Origin of the sequence: Celeribacter naphthalenivorans, from assembly GCF_020524585.1 — a bacterium.
Lineage (GTDB): Bacteria > Pseudomonadota > Alphaproteobacteria > Rhodobacterales > Rhodobacteraceae > Celeribacter > Celeribacter naphthalenivorans.
The window spans coordinates 185,553-203,095 of the sequence record NZ_JAIVLK010000008.1 but is presented as its reverse complement, the minus strand read 5'-3'; the positions used below and the strand labels follow the sequence as shown (position 1 = coordinate 203,095).

The 17,543-nt window shown below is 60.4% G+C and carries 18 protein-coding genes; 11 read left to right on the top strand and 7 right to left on the bottom strand.

The annotated features are described in order from the left end of the window. Positions 1-17: 17 nt before the first annotated feature. From LC094_RS17845 to coxB, 4 genes are all read right to left on the bottom strand, one after another. Positions 18-599: a cytochrome c oxidase assembly protein gene (locus LC094_RS17845; RefSeq protein WP_226554154.1), complete on the bottom strand. Its 582-nt coding sequence runs from the start codon at positions 597-599 to the stop codon at positions 18-20. After that, entirely contained in the window at positions 599-760 is a 162-nt protein-coding gene (locus tag LC094_RS17840; protein WP_226554153.1) for a hypothetical protein, read from the bottom strand. Before LC094_RS17840 ends, LC094_RS17845 begins: the two co-directional genes overlap by 1 nt. Before the next feature lies 1 nt (position 761). Further along, positions 762-1,700, bottom strand: coding sequence for a heme o synthase (gene cyoE, locus LC094_RS17835; RefSeq protein WP_226554152.1), 939 nt, complete (start codon positions 1,698-1,700; stop codon positions 762-764). Between the two features lie 110 nt (positions 1,701-1,810). Continuing rightward, positions 1,811-2,755, bottom strand: a complete 945-nt coding sequence (gene coxB, locus LC094_RS17830; protein WP_226554151.1) for a cytochrome c oxidase subunit II — start codon at positions 2,753-2,755, stop codon at positions 1,811-1,813. A 176-nt stretch (positions 2,756-2,931) separates the two neighbouring features. Between coxB and tldD the strand changes: the two genes are divergently transcribed. Then, the gene (gene tldD, locus LC094_RS17825; RefSeq protein ID WP_226554150.1) at positions 2,932-4,353 is read left to right on the top strand and encodes a metalloprotease TldD; all 1,422 of its coding nucleotides are present in this window, start codon (positions 2,932-2,934) and stop codon (positions 4,351-4,353) included. 214 nt (positions 4,354-4,567) lie between these two features. Next, a complete protein-coding gene (gene dprA / locus LC094_RS17820) occupies positions 4,568-5,746 on the top strand; it encodes a DNA-processing protein DprA (RefSeq protein WP_449727671.1) in 1,179 nt (392 codons plus the stop codon). Positions 5,747-5,770: 24 nt separating this feature from the next. Here the strand turns inward: dprA and LC094_RS17815 are convergent, their stop codons facing one another. After that, the gene (locus LC094_RS17815) at positions 5,771-6,226 is read right to left on the bottom strand and encodes a hypothetical protein (protein ID WP_226554148.1); all 456 of its coding nucleotides are present in this window, start codon (positions 6,224-6,226) and stop codon (positions 5,771-5,773) included. Between the two features lie 164 nt (positions 6,227-6,390). Between LC094_RS17815 and topA the strand changes: the two genes are divergently transcribed. After that, positions 6,391-9,030, top strand: a complete 2,640-nt coding sequence (topA, locus tag LC094_RS17810) for a type I DNA topoisomerase (protein ID WP_226554147.1) — start codon at positions 6,391-6,393, stop codon at positions 9,028-9,030. A gap of 45 nt (positions 9,031-9,075) precedes the next feature. On the opposite strand, the gene LC094_RS17805 is transcribed toward topA, so the two are convergent. Beyond that, a complete protein-coding gene (locus LC094_RS17805) occupies positions 9,076-9,975 on the bottom strand; it encodes an MBL fold metallo-hydrolase (protein WP_226554146.1) in 900 nt (299 codons plus the stop codon). Positions 9,976-10,216: 241 nt separating this feature from the next. Here LC094_RS17805 and LC094_RS17800 point away from each other — a divergent pair, with 241 nt between their 5' ends. The 6 genes from LC094_RS17800 (at position 10,217) to LC094_RS17775 (ending at position 15,719) form a co-directional block, all read left to right on the top strand. After that, positions 10,217-10,921, top strand: a complete 705-nt coding sequence (locus LC094_RS17800; protein ID WP_226554145.1) for a CoA transferase subunit A — start codon at positions 10,217-10,219, stop codon at positions 10,919-10,921. 12 nt (positions 10,922-10,933) lie between these two features. Beyond that, on the top strand, positions 10,934-11,986 hold the full coding sequence (locus LC094_RS17795; RefSeq protein WP_226554144.1) for a GSCFA domain-containing protein: 1,053 nt from the start codon (positions 10,934-10,936) through the stop codon (positions 11,984-11,986). Then, positions 11,983-12,798, top strand: coding sequence for a hypothetical protein (locus tag LC094_RS17790; RefSeq protein WP_226554143.1), 816 nt, complete (start codon positions 11,983-11,985; stop codon positions 12,796-12,798). Before LC094_RS17795 ends, LC094_RS17790 begins: the two co-directional genes overlap by 4 nt. A gap of 31 nt (positions 12,799-12,829) precedes the next feature. Further along, positions 12,830-13,459, top strand: a complete 630-nt coding sequence (locus LC094_RS17785) for a 3-oxoacid CoA-transferase subunit B (protein ID WP_226554142.1) — start codon at positions 12,830-12,832, stop codon at positions 13,457-13,459. Positions 13,460-13,657: 198 nt separating this feature from the next. Next, positions 13,658-14,971, top strand: coding sequence for an FAD-binding protein (locus LC094_RS17780; protein WP_226554141.1), 1,314 nt, complete (start codon positions 13,658-13,660; stop codon positions 14,969-14,971). Position 14,972: 1 nt separating this feature from the next. Continuing rightward, the gene (locus LC094_RS17775; RefSeq protein WP_226554140.1) at positions 14,973-15,719 is read left to right on the top strand and encodes an SDR family oxidoreductase; all 747 of its coding nucleotides are present in this window, start codon (positions 14,973-14,975) and stop codon (positions 15,717-15,719) included. Positions 15,720-15,767: 48 nt separating this feature from the next. Here the strand turns inward: LC094_RS17775 and LC094_RS17770 are convergent, their stop codons facing one another. After that, positions 15,768-16,607 carry a lytic transglycosylase domain-containing protein gene (locus LC094_RS17770; RefSeq protein WP_226554139.1) on the bottom strand — a complete coding sequence of 280 codons (840 nt, stop codon included), beginning with the start codon at positions 16,605-16,607 and terminating at the stop codon, positions 15,768-15,770. 437 nt (positions 16,608-17,044) lie between these two features. Here LC094_RS17770 and LC094_RS17765 point away from each other — a divergent pair, with 437 nt between their 5' ends. Both LC094_RS17765 and LC094_RS17760 read left to right on the top strand, forming a co-directional pair. Then, on the top strand, positions 17,045-17,236 hold the full coding sequence (locus tag LC094_RS17765) for a Flp family type IVb pilin (RefSeq protein WP_226554138.1): 192 nt from the start codon (positions 17,045-17,047) through the stop codon (positions 17,234-17,236). Positions 17,237-17,267: 31 nt separating this feature from the next. Beyond that, complete coding sequence (locus tag LC094_RS17760; protein ID WP_226554137.1) at positions 17,268-17,459, top strand: Flp family type IVb pilin; 192 nt, start codon at positions 17,268-17,270, stop codon at positions 17,457-17,459. Positions 17,460-17,543: the final 84 nt, after the last annotated feature.

The following is a 17,543-nucleotide window of genomic DNA, read 5'->3' as shown; positions in this document are numbered from 1 at the left end:
TGGTGACCCGTTCGGGCTTAGTTCAAACTCGTGTCCGAAGATGTGCCCGCCTCCAATGCGGCATAGTCTTCGGGCAGGTCTGTTTCATGGAATGTATACGACAGCGTGATGCGGTGGATAAATTTCGCATCCCTGTCGGTGGTGATCTCAGGATCGACATAGAAGGTCACGGGCATCAACACGCGCTCCCCCGGTTTCAGCACCTGTTCGGTGAAACAGAAACAGTCGATCTTGGTGAAAAAGCCGCCGGCCTCGAAGGGCGCGACATTGTAGGACGCCGTGCCTGCAACCACGCGGTCGGTCGGATTGTAGGCCTCGTAAAACGCCAGCCCGGTTTCGCCGATCCGAACCTCCATCGTGTTTTCCACGGGTTTGAACTCCCATGGCATCGACTGATCGGTGTTGGCGTCAAAGCGGATCTTGATGGTCTCGTCCAGAATGGTGTCCGAGGCCCCCGCGGCCACGTTCGTGGTGCCGCCAAAGCCCGTGACCGCGCAGAACCAGCTGTAAAACGGCACCGAGGCCCAAGCCAGACCGCCCATGAGGACAACGACCCCCACAAGTTGGAACACAGTCTTTTTCGGGCTACGTCCGGCCATCAGTATCCAGCCTCCTGTGCCGCGATCGACGGGTCGAGAACGGTCACTTTGACCACGGTCAGACCGAGCAAAAGCACCACAAAGGCCCCCAGCGCCAGCCCAAGCCCCACATTGCGGGAGCGGCGGCGCGTGTGCATGTCGTGAAGTTTGGTGATCGCCATCTTAGAACGGGCCTCCAATACCAAAGGCAAAGAGCGCCTTATCGGCCATCAGAGCCATGAAATGCAGGAAAGTGTAGGCCAGCGACAGTTTGAAAAACGCGCGCTCGGCCTTGTAGTTATCCGCCTCGGCCTCTTCCTCATTGCGACGCCAAAGCACAACGGCCCCGCGCAGGAAGGCGGCGTTCATCACCACGGCGACGATCAGATAGCTCCAGCCCGCCAGAGGTGTGGCGAACATCGCGGCGGCAAAACCGGCCAAAAGGATGGTGTAGACGAGGATGTGATTGCGGGTCGCGCGTTTGCCGTGGGTCACGGTCAGCATCGGCACTTTCGCCTTGTCGTAATCGGCGTTCATGAACAGGGCGAGCGACCAGAAATGCGGCGGCGTCCACATGAAGATCAGCATGAACATCAGGACAGACGACAGGGTGATGTCGCCCGTGACAGCGGCCCAGCCGATCATCGGAGGCAGCGCGCCAGAGGCCCCGCCGATCACGATGTTCTGCGGCGTCGCGCGTTTGAGCCACATGGTGTAGACCACCGCATAGAAAAAGATCGTGAAGGCCAACAGAGCGGCGGCCACCCAGTTGGTCGCCAGATAGAGCATCACGACGGAAAAGGCCGAAAGCGTCAGACCAAAACCAAGCGCCTCACCACGGGTGACTTTCCCCGCCGGGATCGGGCGCGACTTGGTGCGCTTCATCACCATATCGATGTCGCTGTCATACCACATGTTCAGCGCGCCGGAGGCACCGCCGCCGATGGCGATGCAGAGAATGGCGAAGAAGCCGAGGAAGGGATGGATGCCACCCGGCGCCACGATCAGACCCGCAAAAGCGGTAAAGACGACCAGCGACATGACGCGCGGCTTCAACAAGGCGAAATAATCGCCAAAGCCCGCTTCATGGTTGTCATCCAATACGATCGTCGCGTCAGTCATCGCGTCACTTCCAGTTGTGCGTATGCCCCCAAGCGGACATTTCGTCTCTTCATGGGGGCGTGCGTGGGCAAAGAAAGGCGGGGCGGTTGATCCGCCCTCACCCGAAAAAGTCAGTCGGCAGAGGCCAGTCGGATGTTGCTCGGAGCGGCCTCATTGGCGGCGTAGAGCTCTTTGGCCTGAAGGAGCCAGGCGTCATACTCGTCCTGCTCCACCACCTGAACGGTGATCGGCATATAGGCGTGATCCTTGCCGCAAAGTTCCGAACATTGACCGAAGAAGGTGCCGGTTTTCTCCGCTTTGAACCAAAGCTCGGCCACACGGCCCGGAACGGCATCCTGTTTCACGCCAAAGGCCGGGATTGTCCAGCTGTGGATCACATCCGCGCCGGTCACACCCATCACAATCGTCTTACCAACCGGCACGACAACCTTGGTGTCGGTGGCCAGAAGGAACTGATCCTCAGTGTAGCCCGCTTTGACCAGTTTTGCACGCATCGCGTCGTTCAGCACATAGCTGCGACCGCCCGCGGCGATATCCTCATCGGTCATATTGGCCGGGTGGCCCAGAAGGTAGCTGTCAAAGGAAAAACCTTCGTCAACATATTCATAGCCCCAGAACCACTGATAGCCCGTCACCTTGATGTAGATGTCGCCATCCGGGATTTCCTGTTGCTTGAACAGCACCGGAAGCGAGAACGCCCCGATGACCACAAGGATCAGAATCGGCACGATGGTCCAGGCCACTTCGATCGGCGTGTTGTGGGTGAAGGTCGCGGGCGTCTTGTTGGCCTTGCGGTTGTAGCGCACGATCACCCAGAGGATGAGTGCCGCCACGAAGGCCACGATCACCGTGATGATCACCAAAAGCATGTGATCGAGACCTTGAAGGTCGCGGGCAAGCTCGGTCGCCGGGGCTTGAAAGCCCATTTTGCCGGGCTCAGGCGCGCCCAAAAGCTCGCCGTCCTGAGCCCAGGCGCCCGTCGCGGCGCTCAAGGCCCCGGACATAGTTGCAAAAAGAGTGGCCGCCCGAGCGGACCCGAAAGATTTTATGCGCATAGTCTCTTCCCTAGGTTGCAATCAGGGTTGGCTCCCCGACGGCTGCCCCGGTCTTCCGGGTGCATTTTCATTTGAGTCTGCCCTATCAAAAACCATATTAGGCGTGATGGGACAAGAATTCCCCATCTGTTTGAGCCACTTTTTTGATCTAGATCAAGTCCAAAGGGAGAAAATCTGTGAATTCGAGACGTTTTGACCCATTTACAAATGCGATCGAATTGGAAAGCTCCCTCGCGATCCTGCGCGACGCTGTCGCGGGCGCCGATGACGGCGAACTTTTCCTCGAGCGCCGCACCTCTGAGGGTCTGGTTTTGGACGACGGACGGATTCGCACCGCCTCCTATGACGCCTCCGAAGGATTCGGCCTGCGCGCCGTGCGTGGCGAGACGGCGGGTTACGCCCATTCGACCGAGATTTCCGAACAGGCCATCCGCCGCGCCGCCGAGACCGCCCGTCTCGCCGTGGGCGCGGGCGGCGGCACGCTGGCCGAGGCGCCGCGGGCCACGAATGTGCATCTTTATACCGACGAAAACCCGCTCGAAGGCGCGGCCTTTGACGTCAAGATCGACACATTGAAAGAGATCGACGACTACCTGCGGGCACTCGATTCGCGCGTGGTGCAGGTCACTGCCTCGCTCGCGGCCTCTCACCAAGAAGTCTATATCCTGCGCCCCGAAGGCGGGCTGACCTCCGACATCCGCCCGATGGCGCGGCTGTCGATTGCAGTCATCGTCGAACAGAACGGTCGTCGCGAAAGTGGCTCTGCGGGGGGTGGCGGGCGCTTTGGCCTCACGGGTCTCATCGCACCCGATCACTGGCAAGGCGTGGCGCGCGAGGCTCTGCGCATCGCCGTGGTGAACCTCGACGCCGTCCCTGCCCCTGCGGGCGTGATGGAGGTTGCTCTTGGACCGGGCTGGCCGGGCGTGTTGCTGCACGAAGCTGTCGGCCACGGGCTTGAGGGCGATTTCAACCGCAAGAAAACCTCCGCCTTCGCTGGCCTCATGGGCCAACAGGTCGCCGCCAAGGGCGTCACGGTGTTGGACGACGGCACCATCCCGGATCGGCGTGGGTCAATCTCGGTGGATGACGAGGGCACGCCGTCTGAGAAAACCACCCTCATCGAAGACGGCATCCTCGTCGGCTACATGCAGGACCGCCAGAACGCGCGACTTATGGGCGTGCCCCCCACCGGCAACGGGCGGCGCGAAAGCTATGCCCACGCGCCGATGCCGCGCATGACCAACACTTATATGTTGGGCGGCGATGCGGCGCCGGACGAGATCCTCGCCGATATGAAGAACGGCATCTATGCCGTGGGCTTTTCCGGCGGGCAGGTCGACATCACCAACGGCAAATTCGTCTTCAACTGCACCGAGGCTTACCGTGTCGAGAACGGTCGCATCGGCGCGCCAGTGAAGGGTGCGACCCTGATTGGCGACGGCGCCACCGCCATGAAACAGATTCGCGCGGTCGGCAATGACATGGCGCTCGATCCGGGCGTCGGCAATTGCGGCAAACAAGGACAATGGGTGCCGGTGGGTGTGGGTCAGCCGACCTTGCTGATCGGCGGGCTGACGGTTGGGGGCTCCGCAGCCTGAGCGCTGCAGAGTGCGATTCTGTCCAAGCCCCTCGCGCCCAAGCCTACGTTAACCTTTATGAACAAAGCGGCCCGATATGCGTCATTTCGGGCCGCTTTTGCGAAAACCGACGCACGTCCGGTAAATATTCCGGCAAAAAATCGTCTCGCACTTGGCTAAAATCCAATCTTTCCGATTTGTGGTAACACCTCATTAACCATTTTGCGCGATGGTGATGGGGCAAGAGACGGAGAGAGTTGGTTCATTGGAGTTCATCCCTTCCCACCACCCCCTCACCCCACCCCACACCGTGGAAGATAGGGCCAATTGGCTCCGGCTCTTGCGCTCCAGACGCGTTGGCGTCAGCACCTTTTACCGGCTTTTGAGTGAACATGGCGATGCGCAGACGGCCTTGGACGCCCTGCCCGCGATTGCGCGTCAGGCCGGTGTTTCCGACTATCAGATTTGCCCTCAGGGCGTGATCGACGCCGAGTTGCGCGCGGGCCGTAAACATGGCGCGCGGCTGATCCTGCGCTCCGATCCCGACTACCCGCCGCTTTTGGCCCTCATCGACGACGCCCCGCCCGCGATCTGGGTCAAGGGCGATCTGTCGCTGTTCGAACGCCCCACATTGGCCGTGGTCGGCGCTCGCAATGCGTCATCTTTGGGACATCGCTTTACCCGGACTTTGGCGCGAGAACTGGGCGAGGAAGGCTTTGCCATCGCCTCTGGCCTTGCACGCGGCATCGATGCCACCGCGCATGAGGCCGCTTTGGACACAGGCACCCTCGCCGTTCTCGCGGGCGGTCTCGATGAGATTTACCCGACGGAGAACACGGCGCTCTATCACAGCATCGCAGAGAGCGGTCTGTTGATCTCCGAGCAACCGTTCGGGATGAAGCCCTTCGCCCGGCATTTCCCGATGCGCAACCGCATAGTCTCCGGCCTGTCGCGCGCCACCATCGTGATTGAAGCCGCCGCGCGCTCGGGTTCATTGTTGACCGCTGGCAACGCGCTCGATCAGGGGCGCGAAGTCATGGCGGTGCCGGGACATCCCTTTGATGCGCGTTCTGCGGGCTGCAATATCCTGCTGCGTGACGGGGCGACGCTCATTCGCGGCGCGCGCGATGTCATGGACACGCTGGCCGCCGCCTCGCCTCTGGCGCAGACCGCGATGGAAACGCCACAGGACGCGATCCCCGTGCCCGAAGCCCCCGCCGAGATGCGCAGCCTCGCCGATCACGCCGCCCTTCATACCGAGATCCTCGCCCGTCTCGCAGGCGCGCCCCTGCCCGAGGACGACCTGATCCGCGATCTCGGCGTCACCGCAGACCGCGCCAGCGCGGAAATCCTCAGCCTCGAATTGGATGGTCGCATCGCCCGCAAACCCGGTGGGATGCTGGCGCTTGGATAGGGGATGAGGTCAGTTCAGCGGGCATCAGTTCAGCGGGCAATAGTCAAACAAAAGCTCCGGAAATACGGTACAATAGGGTTCGCTCGCGAACCAGACATCCGTCGCGCCAATGCTATGATCCACCACGGCCCATTGATCGCCCTCGCGGATCAGAAAAGCGATCACGTCAAGGCCTCCGACCTCTTCGAAATAGGACGCATCATCTCCCCAATAGCGCACCATGGGCACCTCGCGGATGTCGATCGTGCCACCGCCGGGACGCTGCGGCGCGAGGCTGGCAAAGGCCCGCTTCCCCGTGGAGCGCAATTCATAGACGACAAACTCCACCGGCGCGCCCAGCCGCCATTCGATCACAGGACGAACCGCATTCATGATCTGCGTGCGTTCAAGACTGCCACGCGCGGGTTCATGCCAGTCCTGAGCGACCACAGGAGGGGTCACGGCAAAGGACAAAACGACAGAGAAAAAGAGGGCACGCATGGAAAACTCCGCAACTTGGAACACTGGGGCAATTCATCGCAACTCTTTCGAAAACCCATGCTCATTGGAACAATAATCTGTGCAGTCCATTGACATTTCTCATAGCCTGCCCCCATTTTCCGCCGCCATAGGCCCCAGTCACCCGAGAATCTTAAGGACCCTCTATGCCAGTTGTTGTTGTCGAATCCCCCGCCAAGGCCAAAACGATCAACAAGTACCTCGGCAAGGATTACACGGTGCTGGCCTCCTACGGGCACGTGCGCGATCTGCCGCCCAAAGATGGCTCTGTCGACACCGACAACGATTTCGACATGACCTGGGAGATCGGCGCCGACAGCCGCAAACACGTCAAGGCCATCGCGGATGCATTGAAAGACGATGACGAACTGATCCTCGCGACCGACCCTGATCGCGAAGGCGAAGCCATCTCGTGGCACTTGCAAGAGGCGCTGACCAAACGCCGGGCGATCAAGAAATCGACCGCCGTGTCGCGCGTGACCTTCAATGCCATCACCAAGCCCGCCATTTTGGAAGCGATGAAAAGCCCGCGCCAAGTGGACGTGCCGCTGGTCGACGCCTATCTGGCGCGCCGGGCGCTGGATTATCTCGTGGGTTTCAACCTTTCGCCGGTTCTGTGGCGCAAACTGCCGGGCGCGCGCTCGGCGGGCCGTGTGCAATCTGTGTGCCTGCGCCTGATCGTCGAACGCGAGATGGAGATCGAGGCCTTTAATCCGCAGGAATACTGGTCGGTGAAGGCGATGCTCGAGACGCCGCGCGGCCAGAATTTCGAAGCGCGCCTGACGCAGCTTTCCGGAAAAAAACTCGATAAATTCGATTTGAAAGACCGGATGAGCGCCGAAATGGCCGTTCAGGCCGTGTCCTCGCGTGCGCTCAAAGTTGCCTCCGTGGAGGCCAAACCCGGCTCCCGCAACCCATCGGCGCCCTTCATGACCTCGACGCTTCAGCAAGAGGCCAGCCGCAAGTTCGGCATGGGCGCGCGTCAGACCATGAACGCGGCGCAGCGGCTCTACGAGGCCGGTCTGATCACCTATATGCGGACCGACGGCATCGACATGGCGCCCGAGGCCGTGGCCCAAGCACGCGACGCGATCAAGGATCGCTATGGCGACAAATATGTCCCCTCCTCGCCGCGCATTTACAAAAACAAAGCGAAGAACGCGCAGGAAGCCCACGAATGTATCCGCCCGACGGATATGTTCGCCGCCCCCGACAAGGTGAACCTGACGGATAGCGACCAGCGCAAACTCTACGACCTGATCTGGAAGCGCACGATTGCGTGCCAGATGGAAGGCGCGAAACTCGAACGCACCACAGTCGACATCATGTCGGACGACCAGGAGGTCGTGCTGCGCGCCACCGGTCAGGTCGTGGTCTTCGACGGCTTCATGGCGGTTTACACCGAGGGCCGCGACGATGTGGATGAGGACGACGAAGGCCGCCTGCCGCAGATCATGCAGGGCGAGGCTCTGAAAAAAGTCGCAGGCGCGCTGAAAGCCGAAGCCGCGGAGAAAGAGGCCGTGTTGGGCGCGGAAGACGCCGTTCTGGGGCTTCAACACCACACCAACCCGCCGCCGCGCTACACCGAGGCAACCTTGGTGAAACGGATGGAAGAGCTCGGCATCGGGCGTCCGTCCACCTACGCCTCAGTGCTCTCGACCATCGTGGACCGCGAATATGTCCGCAAGGAACAGAACCGCCTGATCCCCGAGGACAAGGGCCGGATCGTCACGATCTTCCTGATGAATTTCTTCCGCAAATATGTGGGCTATGAGTTCACCGCCAATTTGGAGGAAGAACTCGACGAAATTTCGGCAGGCGATCTCGATTACAAAGAGGTTCTGGCGAAATTCTGGCGCGATTTCCATGCGGCCATCGCTGAGACCTCTGACCTGCGCATCTCCGAAGTGCTTGATAAACTTGACGAAGCTTTGGCTCCGCAGCTTTATCCGCCGCGCGAAGACGGCTCTGACCCGCGCGTCTGCCCGAAATGCGGGCAAGGCTCTCTGCACCTTAAAACCTCGCGCACCGGCGGTTTTGTCGGCTGTTCGAACTACCCCGAGTGCACCTACACGCGCCCGATTGCGGGCGAAGGCGCCGAGGGTGACGAGCGGCTTTTGGGCGAGGATGCCGGCGATGAGATCTGGCTCAAGGCCGGGCGTTTCGGACCCTATGTGCAGCGCGGAGAACCAACGCCGGAGAACAAGAAACCGCCGCGGGCCTCCCTGCCGAAAGGCTGGTCGAAGGACGACATGGACCTTGAAAAAGCGCTCACGCTTCTGTCCCTGCCCCGCGAGATCGGCGAGCACCCGGATGGCGGCATGATCAAGGCCAATTTTGGCCGCTTCGGACCGTACCTCATGCACCAGTTGCCAGATGAGGCGAAGCCGGTTTACGCCAATCTCAAGGACCCGAACGACGTATTCGAATGCGGTATGAACCGCGCGGTCGAGCTGATCACCGACAAGCGCAACAACCCGGGTCGCGGACGTTCTGCGGCGGCAAAACCGCTCAAAGAGCTGGGTGATCACCCCGATGGAGGTCCGGTGCAGGTGATGGAAGGCCGCTATGGTCCCTATGTGAAATGGGAAAAGGTCAACGCGACGCTGCCGAAAGACGTCAAGCCCGAAGACCTGACCATGGATCAGGCGGTCGAGCTGATTGCAGAAAAGGCGGCGAAGAGCGGCAAGAAAGCCCCCGCCAAGAAAAAGGCGGCCCCGAAGAAAGCGGCGGCCAAAAAACCGGCCGCAAAGAAAGCTCCGGCGAAGAAGAAAGCCGCTGAATAATACGCTGAAGAATACAAGGGCGCTCCGAGAGGCGCCCTTTTCATGTTAGAGCTTAGGCGCGAACCGGTTGACCGGAATGGAAAACACCGCGCGGCCCTTGTCATCCGGATCCGGCAAACGCCCACCCCGGATGTTGACCTGAAGCGCGTAAAGCATTCGTCCCGGCAGAGGCAGGGTCGCATCCCGCGCGTCCCGGGTTTCGATGAACGCCTCTTTCGAAATCCCGTCTTTGACATGAATGTTCGACGCCTTGTGTTCGGCCACCGTGGCCATACAGGCCTCCTCCCGCCCGCCTTTTCTATAGTCATGCCCGACAAAAATACGCGTCTCTCCCGGCAGGGCGAGAATGGTCTGCAAACTGTCCCACAGCTCCGCAGACGAGCCGCCCGGGAAGTCGGCGCGCGCGGTGCCGCTGTCGGGCACCATGAAAGTGTCATGGGCAAAAACCGCATCGCTGATCACGTAGGACACCGAGGCCAGCGTGTGACCTGTGGAGAGGATAACCTGCGCCGTCAAAGCGCCGATGCCGAATGTGTCTCCCGGCTCGAACAGGCGCTGCCAATACTCGGGGCGGTTTTTGAGGCTGTCATCGGCGTAAAGGTCGGCCCAAATGTTTTGCACCTCCAGAACCTTCTTGCCGATCGCCTGCGGCGCCTTAAATCGTTCGGCAAGATAGGGCGCGGCGGAGAAATGATCGGCATGGGGGTGGGTGTCGAGCACCCAGACGACATTGAGCCCCTGCTCTGTCACATAGCTTGCGATCTCATCGGCGCTCGTGGTCCAAGTGGCGCCGGAGGCCGGGTCGAAATCCAGCACCGGATCGATGATCGCCGCCGCTTTCGTGACCGGGTCGATGACGACATATTGCCAGGAGCCGCTGGCCTCTTCGTAGAAGGCGGCGACATCCGGGCTTCCGGGGCGGTTTGACGCGGGGAAAAACTGCATAGGGTGTCCTTTGTGCATTATTCATATTCTCAATAATGAATATGATGTACCCCACTGGACAATCAAGTCCGATAAAAACAATAAATTATTATAGCTCACCCCAGCTTTTCTTATCCCTGATGTCCGCATTGCGAACAAAATTTGCAAATAACGAACGTATTATTTTGCAACGCAGCAATCAATTGACTTGCCCCCCCGTAACCCGGTTAATCAGGCAAACGCCATTCACGGGAGGACGAAGATGAGTAAGGTGTACGGGTCGGCCAAAGAGGCCCTCGACGGGATTTTGAAAGACGGCATGCTGATCGCCGCGGGCGGGTTTGGCCTTTGTGGTATCCCTGAGCTGTTGATCGACGCCATTGTCGAGAGCGGGGTCAAGGACCTGACGGTGGCCTCAAACAACGCAGGCGTCGATGGCTTTGGCCTCGGCAAGCTGTTGGAAACCCGCCAGATCAAGAAAATGATGTCCTCCTACGTGGGCGAGAACGCGGAATTCATGCGCCAGTATCTCTCCGGCGAGCTGGAGCTGGAATTCAACCCGCAGGGCACACTGGCCGAACGCATGCGCGCAGGCGGTGCTGGCATTCCGGGGTTCTACACCAAGACGGGCGTCGGCACGGTCATCGCCGAGGGCAAAGACCACAAAGAGTTCAACGGTGAAACCTACATCATGGAAGAGGGCATTTTTGCCGATATTTCCATCGTAAAAGCCTGGAAAGCGGATGAGACCGGCAATGCGATCTTCCGCAAGACCGCGCGCAATTTCAATCCGCCAGCGGCGATGTGCGGCAAGATCTGCATCATGGAAGTCGAAGAGATTGTGCCCACCGGCTCGCTCGACCCGGACCACATCCACATGCCCGGCGTCTATGTGCACCGCCTGATTCAGGGCGAGCATGAAAAGCGCATCGAACAGCGCACCACGCGGCCCCGTCCGGCGGCGTAACGCGACACGATCTTGGGCAGCCCCTATGACACCCTCCCGGCCTCCGCCTTTTGGCGGAGCGGCGTCGCCGAAGCAGAGCCTTCGGCGATCAAGGGGCTGTACCTGCCGAAATTTCCGATCACCCGCGAGACCAAAATCATGACCGCGGGCAGTTGCTTTGCCCAGCATGTCCACCGCGCTCTGGTGGCCCGCAATTGGGCAGTGATCGACACGGAAACCCCCGTGGCCCCGATTGCCCGCGAGGTGCTCAATCGCTTTGGCTACGGGCTTTACTCCGCGCGCTACGGCAATATCTACACCGCGCGTCAGATGCTTCAGCTTTTGCGCGAGGCCTTGGGCGAATTCACCCCGGCCGAGCCGATCTGGACGCGCGAAGGCCGCTATGTCGATGCCCAGCGCCCCAATGTCGAACCCGAGGGGCTCGAGCGTCCCGAGCATGTGCGACAGGCCCGTCGGGTGCATCTGCGCCGGGTTCTTCGGGCCGTGAAAGAGGCGGAGGTTTTCGTCTTCACCCTCGGGCTGACCGAGGTCTGGCGTCATCGCGACAGCGGCACGGTCTACCCGACCGCGCCCGGCACGCTCGCCGGGGACTATGACCCGGAGCACTACGAATTCCACAACTTCACCCTGCCCGAGCTGCGCAAGGATCTCGAACAGCTTCGGACCCTGCTCGTGCTGCTCCGCCCCGGGATCAGGATGGTTTTGACCGTCTCGCCCGTGCCCTTGACCGCCACGGCCTCGGGCAAACATGTGATGGTGTCGACGGGCTATTCCAAAGCCGTGCTGCGTGCCGCCGCCGGAGAACTTGCAGACAGCTATGGCGATGTCGATTACTTCCCCTCCTATGAGCTGATCACGAACCCCGCGGCCCAAGGCCGGTTTTACAAGGACAACCTGCGCTCCGTCACCGACGAAGGCGTGGCCGCCGCCATGAGCATGTTCTTTCAGGCTCATGACCCGAAGGGCGCGGCCTATGTGGCCGCCAACACCGCCGCGCAAGGCGACGAGGACGAAGACGATGACCTGGTCTGCGAAGAGGCCCTGATCGAGGCGGCGCGCTCATGACGGACAAAAGGGGCGAGCAAAAGGTTCTCATCGTCGGCTCCTCGCATACCGGCGCATTCTACACCGCGCGCGAGCGGATCAAGACGGGCTTCCCCGGTCTTGAGGTCAGCTATTTCGGCATGCCGGGGCGGATTTTCAGCGAAGCCCTGTTCGAGAATGGCATTTTGCGTGCGGCAGATGCCAAGGCCCGCAAACTCGCCTGGATGGACCGTCCTGAGATTGATTTTGCGCCCTTTTCCCTGATCATTCAGGTCGGCGAACGTTTCACGCTCAATCATGTGATGCGGCTCATGGCGTTTCACGATGTGCTCGAAGAAGCGGAGCGCAGCGGGCGGGCGCCGATCTCCAGTGCAGCGCTCACGGCCTTTCTGACCAGCATGGTGCAATCGCGCGTCGATCACATCGTGGACCGTTTCGGGGCCGACGACCGCTACTGCATCCTGCCCGCGCCCTACCCTCTGGCGCGTTCGACCACGCCGGGTCCGAAACATGAATACGGCCTCACCGCGCTCTCACAACGTGGCTTCGCCGATCAGTGGATGACGCGCTATGAGGCGATCATCACGACGCGGATGCAGGCGGCGGGTCTCGATGTTTTTCTACAACCGCATGAGACGCGCGCCGGGCAATTCATGACGCAAGACCGCTATGCCCGCCCCGGCACCGACATCACCGCGCCCGAAGGGCAGGTGGATCATCGGCATATGAATTCAGACTACGGATGGCAGGTGTTCTGCGCCCTCGCAGAGCATCGTCTTGGACTGACACCGGAGGGCGACGCCCTCTCGACCCAACAGAAAATGACAGGATGACCGAACAGACGTTCGGCAAAGGAGGATAGTAATGGCTTGGGACCGCAATCAAATGGCCGCACGCGCGGCGCAGGAGTTGGAAGACGGCACCTATGTGAACCTCGGGATCGGCATCCCGACCTTGGTGCCGAACTTTATCCCGGAAGGCGTTTCCGTGACGCTTCAGTCGGAGAACGGCATGCTCGGCATGGGGCCGTTTCCCTATGAAGGCGACGAGGACCCGGACCTGATCAACGCGGGCAAGCAAACGATCACGGAGCTTCCGAACACGGCCTATTTCGACAGTTCTTTCAGCTTCGGCATGATCCGCGGCGGCAAGATCGCCATGGCGATCCTCGGCGCGATGGAGGTCGATGAGAAGGGCGATCTGGCGAACTGGATGATCCCCGGCAAGCTGGTGAAAGGCATGGGCGGCGCGATGGATTTGGTCGCGGGCGTGGGCCGTGTGGTGGTGGTGATGGATCACACCAACAAACATGGTGAAAGCAAGCTTTTGAAGGCCTGCACCCTGCCTTTGACCGGTCAGGGCGTGGTGGATCGGGTGATCACCAATCTGGGCGTGCTGGATGTGGTCGAGGGCGGCCTCAAGATCGTCGAGCTGGCCGATGGGGTCACCGAAGACGAGCTTCGCGCGGCGACCGAGGCGACGATTGTGGGCTGAGCGCCTACCTGAGTATTTTCACTGCACTGAAGACGGAACGCGGCTCAGAGATGGGTCGCGTTTTTCTCTGCCTTGATTGTTCAAAAAACAGAAACAGCATCATATTGTCGCCCCAATTGTTTTTTAAACCTCCGAGCAATCACAAGGCCTTTCTCTTAGAAAAGGTCAGAGCAGACACCGTCATCCACAGGATTTCCGATGACTTGGAACACAGTTACTTACGCCGGCTGGGGTCGGGCGCGCAGCGCCACGGGCCAGATCGCCCGCCCGGAACGCCAATCTTCTTTGCTGCGTGACATCGCGGGCTTCGCCGCGCCCGCCTTTGGGATGCGGCGCTCTTATGGCGATGTCGCATTGAATGACGGCGGCCGCGCCTATGACATGACCCGACTGGACCGCGTGGTGTCCTTCGACGCCGAGACCGGCATCGTCGAGGTCGAGGCCGGGATGCCGATCGGGGACTTGGGCCGCGCTTTTGCCGCCCAGGGATGGATTCCCCCGGTGATGCCCGGCACGGGCTTTGCCACGGTCGGCGGCTGTATCGCCAATGACGTGCATGGCAAAAACCACCATGTGAAAGGCTCCTTTGGCCAGCATGTGACCGAGATCACTCTGCTGCAAGGTGCCGAGGTGAAAACCATCACGCCCAAAAGCGGCGCGATCTGGAAAGCCACCGTTGGCGGCCTTGGCCAGACCGGGGTGATCGCCAAGGCCAAGCTTCAACTCATGCCCTGCAAAGGCGACATGATGGTGCTGACCGAGCGACGGATCGACAACCTCGATGCATTCCTCGCCGCCTTCGACGAGAGCAAAACGGATTACACCGTCGGCTGGATCGACGCGACGGCGACCGGTGCACATCTGGGCCGTGGGATTCTGGAAGAGGGCGAGATCACCTCCGGCATCAACACCAGTAAGGAGGGCGCCAAGGCGGTGCCCTTCAACGCCCCCGGCTGGGCGCTGTCGGCGCCAGTGGTGCGGGTGTTCAACGAGCTCTATTTCCGCCGCGTGCCCGCGAAGGGCCGCACCTCGGTCAAACCGATCACAGAGCCGTTCTTTCCGCTCGATGCGATCCACGACTGGAACCGGCTCTACGGCAAACGCGGGTTTAACCAATTCCAATGCGTGGTGCCGCCCGAGCGCGTCGATGTGCTGCGTCTGATGCTGGAAAAAATCGGCGCGTCGCATCTCGCCTCGCCTCTGGCGGTACTCAAAAAGATGGGGCCGGGTCGTGGCGGCTATATGTCTTTCCCGATGGAGGGCTACACGCTGGCCGTCGATTTCCCGAACAAGAACGGCTCAGAAGATCTGATCAAAGAGCTGACCGATATGGCGCAGGACGCGGGCGGGCGGATTTATTTCGCCAAGGACGGCGTGGCCGACGCCGCGCAGGTGGCGGGCATGTATCCCGAACAGGACAAATGGCAGAGCGCGGTGGAAAAAGCCGATCCGGAGGGCGCGATGATGACCGATCTGGTACGACGCCTGAATCTGCGCGCAAAGGAGAGTTGAGATGACACAGACAGCACAGACCTGGATCATCCTCGGCGCGACCTCTTCGATGGCGCGTGCCATGGCGCGGCGGCTGGCGAAAGAGGGCGCTATGCTGATCCTTTGCGGTCGCGACATGGAGGACCTCACGGCCTCCGCCGAAGATTGCAAAGCACGTGGAGCATGTGAGGCCGTCGCCATGCGCTTCGATGCGCGCGACAGCACAACCTTCGCCACCATCATCGACCACGCGGCCCTGAACGAGGGCGCGATCAACTGCGCCGTCTTCGTTGGCTCCATGCCGGAGCAATCCGCAATTGACGCCGATCCGAGCCTGATCGGAGGCGTCGTGCAGGACAGCCATGTCGGCCCGGCGACCTTCCTGTCGATGTTGGCCCCGCATATGGAAGATCGCGGCCAAGGCACCGTCGTAGGCGTCGGATCGGTCGCCGGGGATCGTGGCCGGATTGGAAACTATGTCTACGGTTCAGCCAAAGCGGGATTCGCGACTTACCTGTCGGGTCTGCGCAATCGCCTGACGCGCGCAGGCGGTCATGTGGTGACCGTGAAACCGGGCTTTGTCGATACGGCGATGACCTGGGGCATCGAAGGCATGTTCCTCGTCGCCTCCCCCGATGCGGTGGCGAAAGACATCCTGCGCGCGGTGGCGAAGAAAAAGAACGTGATCTACACGCCGTTTTTCTGGCGCTACATCATGTTGATCATCCGGCACATCCCGGAATTCATCTTCAAGAAAATGTCGATCTAAACGCCTGTTGAGATCAGGGGCCCCACAGGAGCCCCTTTGGGCCCCTTTTCAGTTGGACGCCCGCACCGCGTTGGTGGCAAAGACGCAGCCGTCTGAATAAAGCTCCGGCTGGGTCACACAGAGGCGCTTTGTCACCTGCCAAGCGGCCAACACCTTGGGCACATAGGCACGCGTTTCCGCATAGGGCGGCGGACCGCCCGCGGATTTCACCGCGTTTTCCCCCGCATTATACCCCGCAAGCGCCAGCGCCACATCGCCGTTGAACTCTTTCAACAGCCAATCGAGATAAGCGATGCCGCCCTTGATGTTCTGATCGGGGTCCGTGGCGTCGACGCCAAAACGCTCTGCCGTCGCCGGAATGAGCTGCATGAGACCCTGCGCCCCTGCCCCGCTGAGCGCCGCCTCATCGCCCGAGGATTCGACCGCGATCACCGCAAGCGCCAAGGCCGGGCTGACCTGCGTTCCGATGGAGTTCAGCAAGAGCGACGGACCGTAGCGATTGGCCAGATCGGTGACATGCTGAAACGACGGGGTAGGAATCATCTTTTTCGTATCGAGATCGAGCGCCGCCAAAGCCGCCCCGAACCGCGACGCCTCGGCCCCCGCCAGATCATGCGGCACGGCGGTCCAATACCAGTCCATCAGATCTTGCGGCGCGGGCACCTCGGCGGCTTGGGCCACAGGCGGGGCTTTGAGGGTTTTGGGGCCGGGACGGATTTGCACATTGATCAGATTGCCTGCGCCCCCTGTCGGCACGCCAAGACGCTTGGTGCGCACCTCAGGCCAGGGCGGCGGCACCTGTGCCTCTGCGGTGGCGGAGGGCGTGGCCTCCTGGCCCTGATCCTGCGCAAAAACAGGCGCGACAGAGGCCATGGCGAGTAAACTCACAGAGAAAACAATCGGAGACAGCGCCCCGGATCGAAACTTTTGAATCATACGCAACTGCTCTCATGACAGGCCTGTTGGTCGGCCTTTTCAGTGTAATTGCATCCAGTTTCGCAAAAATCACCACGTTTTGCGAGTGATTTAGAGAGATTCAGAATAAATCAAAGGCCCGCATTAACCGTTTTTCCACTTGAAAAGCATTTTCTCAAAAAATAGTTAAAATTTTTTATGATTTAAAATCATACACTTAATAAATTATGACCCGGATTTCTTCGCGTTTCCAAAAACGTACCAATGCTGCCCAACTCTCGCCCCAGTTCGGGGGCCATATAGGCTCATCGAAAGCGCAACGGAGCGATACAGCCAAGGGAAACGGCAAGTGCTCCAAACGCTAAGACGTGGAAAAACTGAGCTGAAACATATCCTCGGAGGGTAAACTAATGAAATTCTTCAATCTCGCAAATCGCTTCAAACGTGACGAAGACGGCGCCGTGACCGTTGACTGGGTTGTGCTGACCTCTGCCATCGTCGGCCTCGCCATTGCCGTTCTGGCCTCCGTTTCCAGCGGCACCACTGCCCTCGGCGACAAAATCTCCGCCGATCTGATGTCCCGCACTGTGGTCACCTACTAATCCCACTGTATTCCAAATTCGGAGTAGACTGATGAAATTCTTCAAACTCGCAAATCGCTTCAAACGTGACGAAGACGGCGCTGTGACCGTTGACTGGGTCGTGCTCACTGCTGCCGTCGTCGGCCTTGGCATTGCCGTTCTGACCACCGTGTCCAACGGCACCACCGCACTCGGCGACAAAATCTCCGCCGATCTGATGTCCCGCACGGTGGTCACCTACTAATCTCTGCGCGGTCCACACGGACCGAGCAAGATACAAAAACCGCGTCTTCACTGGGAGGCGCGGTTTTCCTGTGGTGAAGGCTGC

What these genes read in the sequence shown, in the direction of transcription:
- LC094_RS17845 (WP_226554154.1), bottom strand. Translation starts at nt 599, where the DNA reads ATGGCCGGACGTAGCCCGAAAAAGACTGTGTTCCAACTTGTGGGGGTC.
- LC094_RS17840 (WP_226554153.1), bottom strand. Translation starts at nt 760, where the DNA reads ATGGCGATCACCAAACTTCACGACATGCACACGCGCCGCCGCTCCCGC.
- cyoE (WP_226554152.1), bottom strand. Translation starts at nt 1,700, where the DNA reads ATGACTGACGCGACGATCGTATTGGATGACAACCATGAAGCGGGCTTT.
- coxB (WP_226554151.1), bottom strand. Translation starts at nt 2,755, where the DNA reads ATGCGCATAAAATCTTTCGGGTCCGCTCGGGCGGCCACTCTTTTTGCA.
- dprA (WP_449727671.1), top strand. Translation starts at nt 4,568, where the DNA reads ATGGGGCAAGAGACGGAGAGAGTTGGTTCATTGGAGTTCATCCCTTCC.
- LC094_RS17815 (WP_226554148.1), bottom strand. Translation starts at nt 6,226, where the DNA reads ATGCGTGCCCTCTTTTTCTCTGTCGTTTTGTCCTTTGCCGTGACCCCT.
- topA (WP_226554147.1), top strand. Translation starts at nt 6,391, where the DNA reads ATGCCAGTTGTTGTTGTCGAATCCCCCGCCAAGGCCAAAACGATCAAC.
- LC094_RS17805 (WP_226554146.1), bottom strand. Translation starts at nt 9,975, where the DNA reads ATGCAGTTTTTCCCCGCGTCAAACCGCCCCGGAAGCCCGGATGTCGCC.
- LC094_RS17800 (WP_226554145.1), top strand. Translation starts at nt 10,217, where the DNA reads ATGAGTAAGGTGTACGGGTCGGCCAAAGAGGCCCTCGACGGGATTTTG.
- LC094_RS17790 (WP_226554143.1), top strand. Translation starts at nt 11,983, where the DNA reads ATGACGGACAAAAGGGGCGAGCAAAAGGTTCTCATCGTCGGCTCCTCG.
- LC094_RS17785 (WP_226554142.1), top strand. Translation starts at nt 12,830, where the DNA reads ATGGCTTGGGACCGCAATCAAATGGCCGCACGCGCGGCGCAGGAGTTG.
- LC094_RS17780 (WP_226554141.1), top strand. Translation starts at nt 13,658, where the DNA reads ATGACTTGGAACACAGTTACTTACGCCGGCTGGGGTCGGGCGCGCAGC.
- LC094_RS17775 (WP_226554140.1), top strand. Translation starts at nt 14,973, where the DNA reads ATGACACAGACAGCACAGACCTGGATCATCCTCGGCGCGACCTCTTCG.
- LC094_RS17765 (WP_226554138.1), top strand. Translation starts at nt 17,045, where the DNA reads ATGAAATTCTTCAATCTCGCAAATCGCTTCAAACGTGACGAAGACGGC.
- LC094_RS17760 (WP_226554137.1), top strand. Translation starts at nt 17,268, where the DNA reads ATGAAATTCTTCAAACTCGCAAATCGCTTCAAACGTGACGAAGACGGC.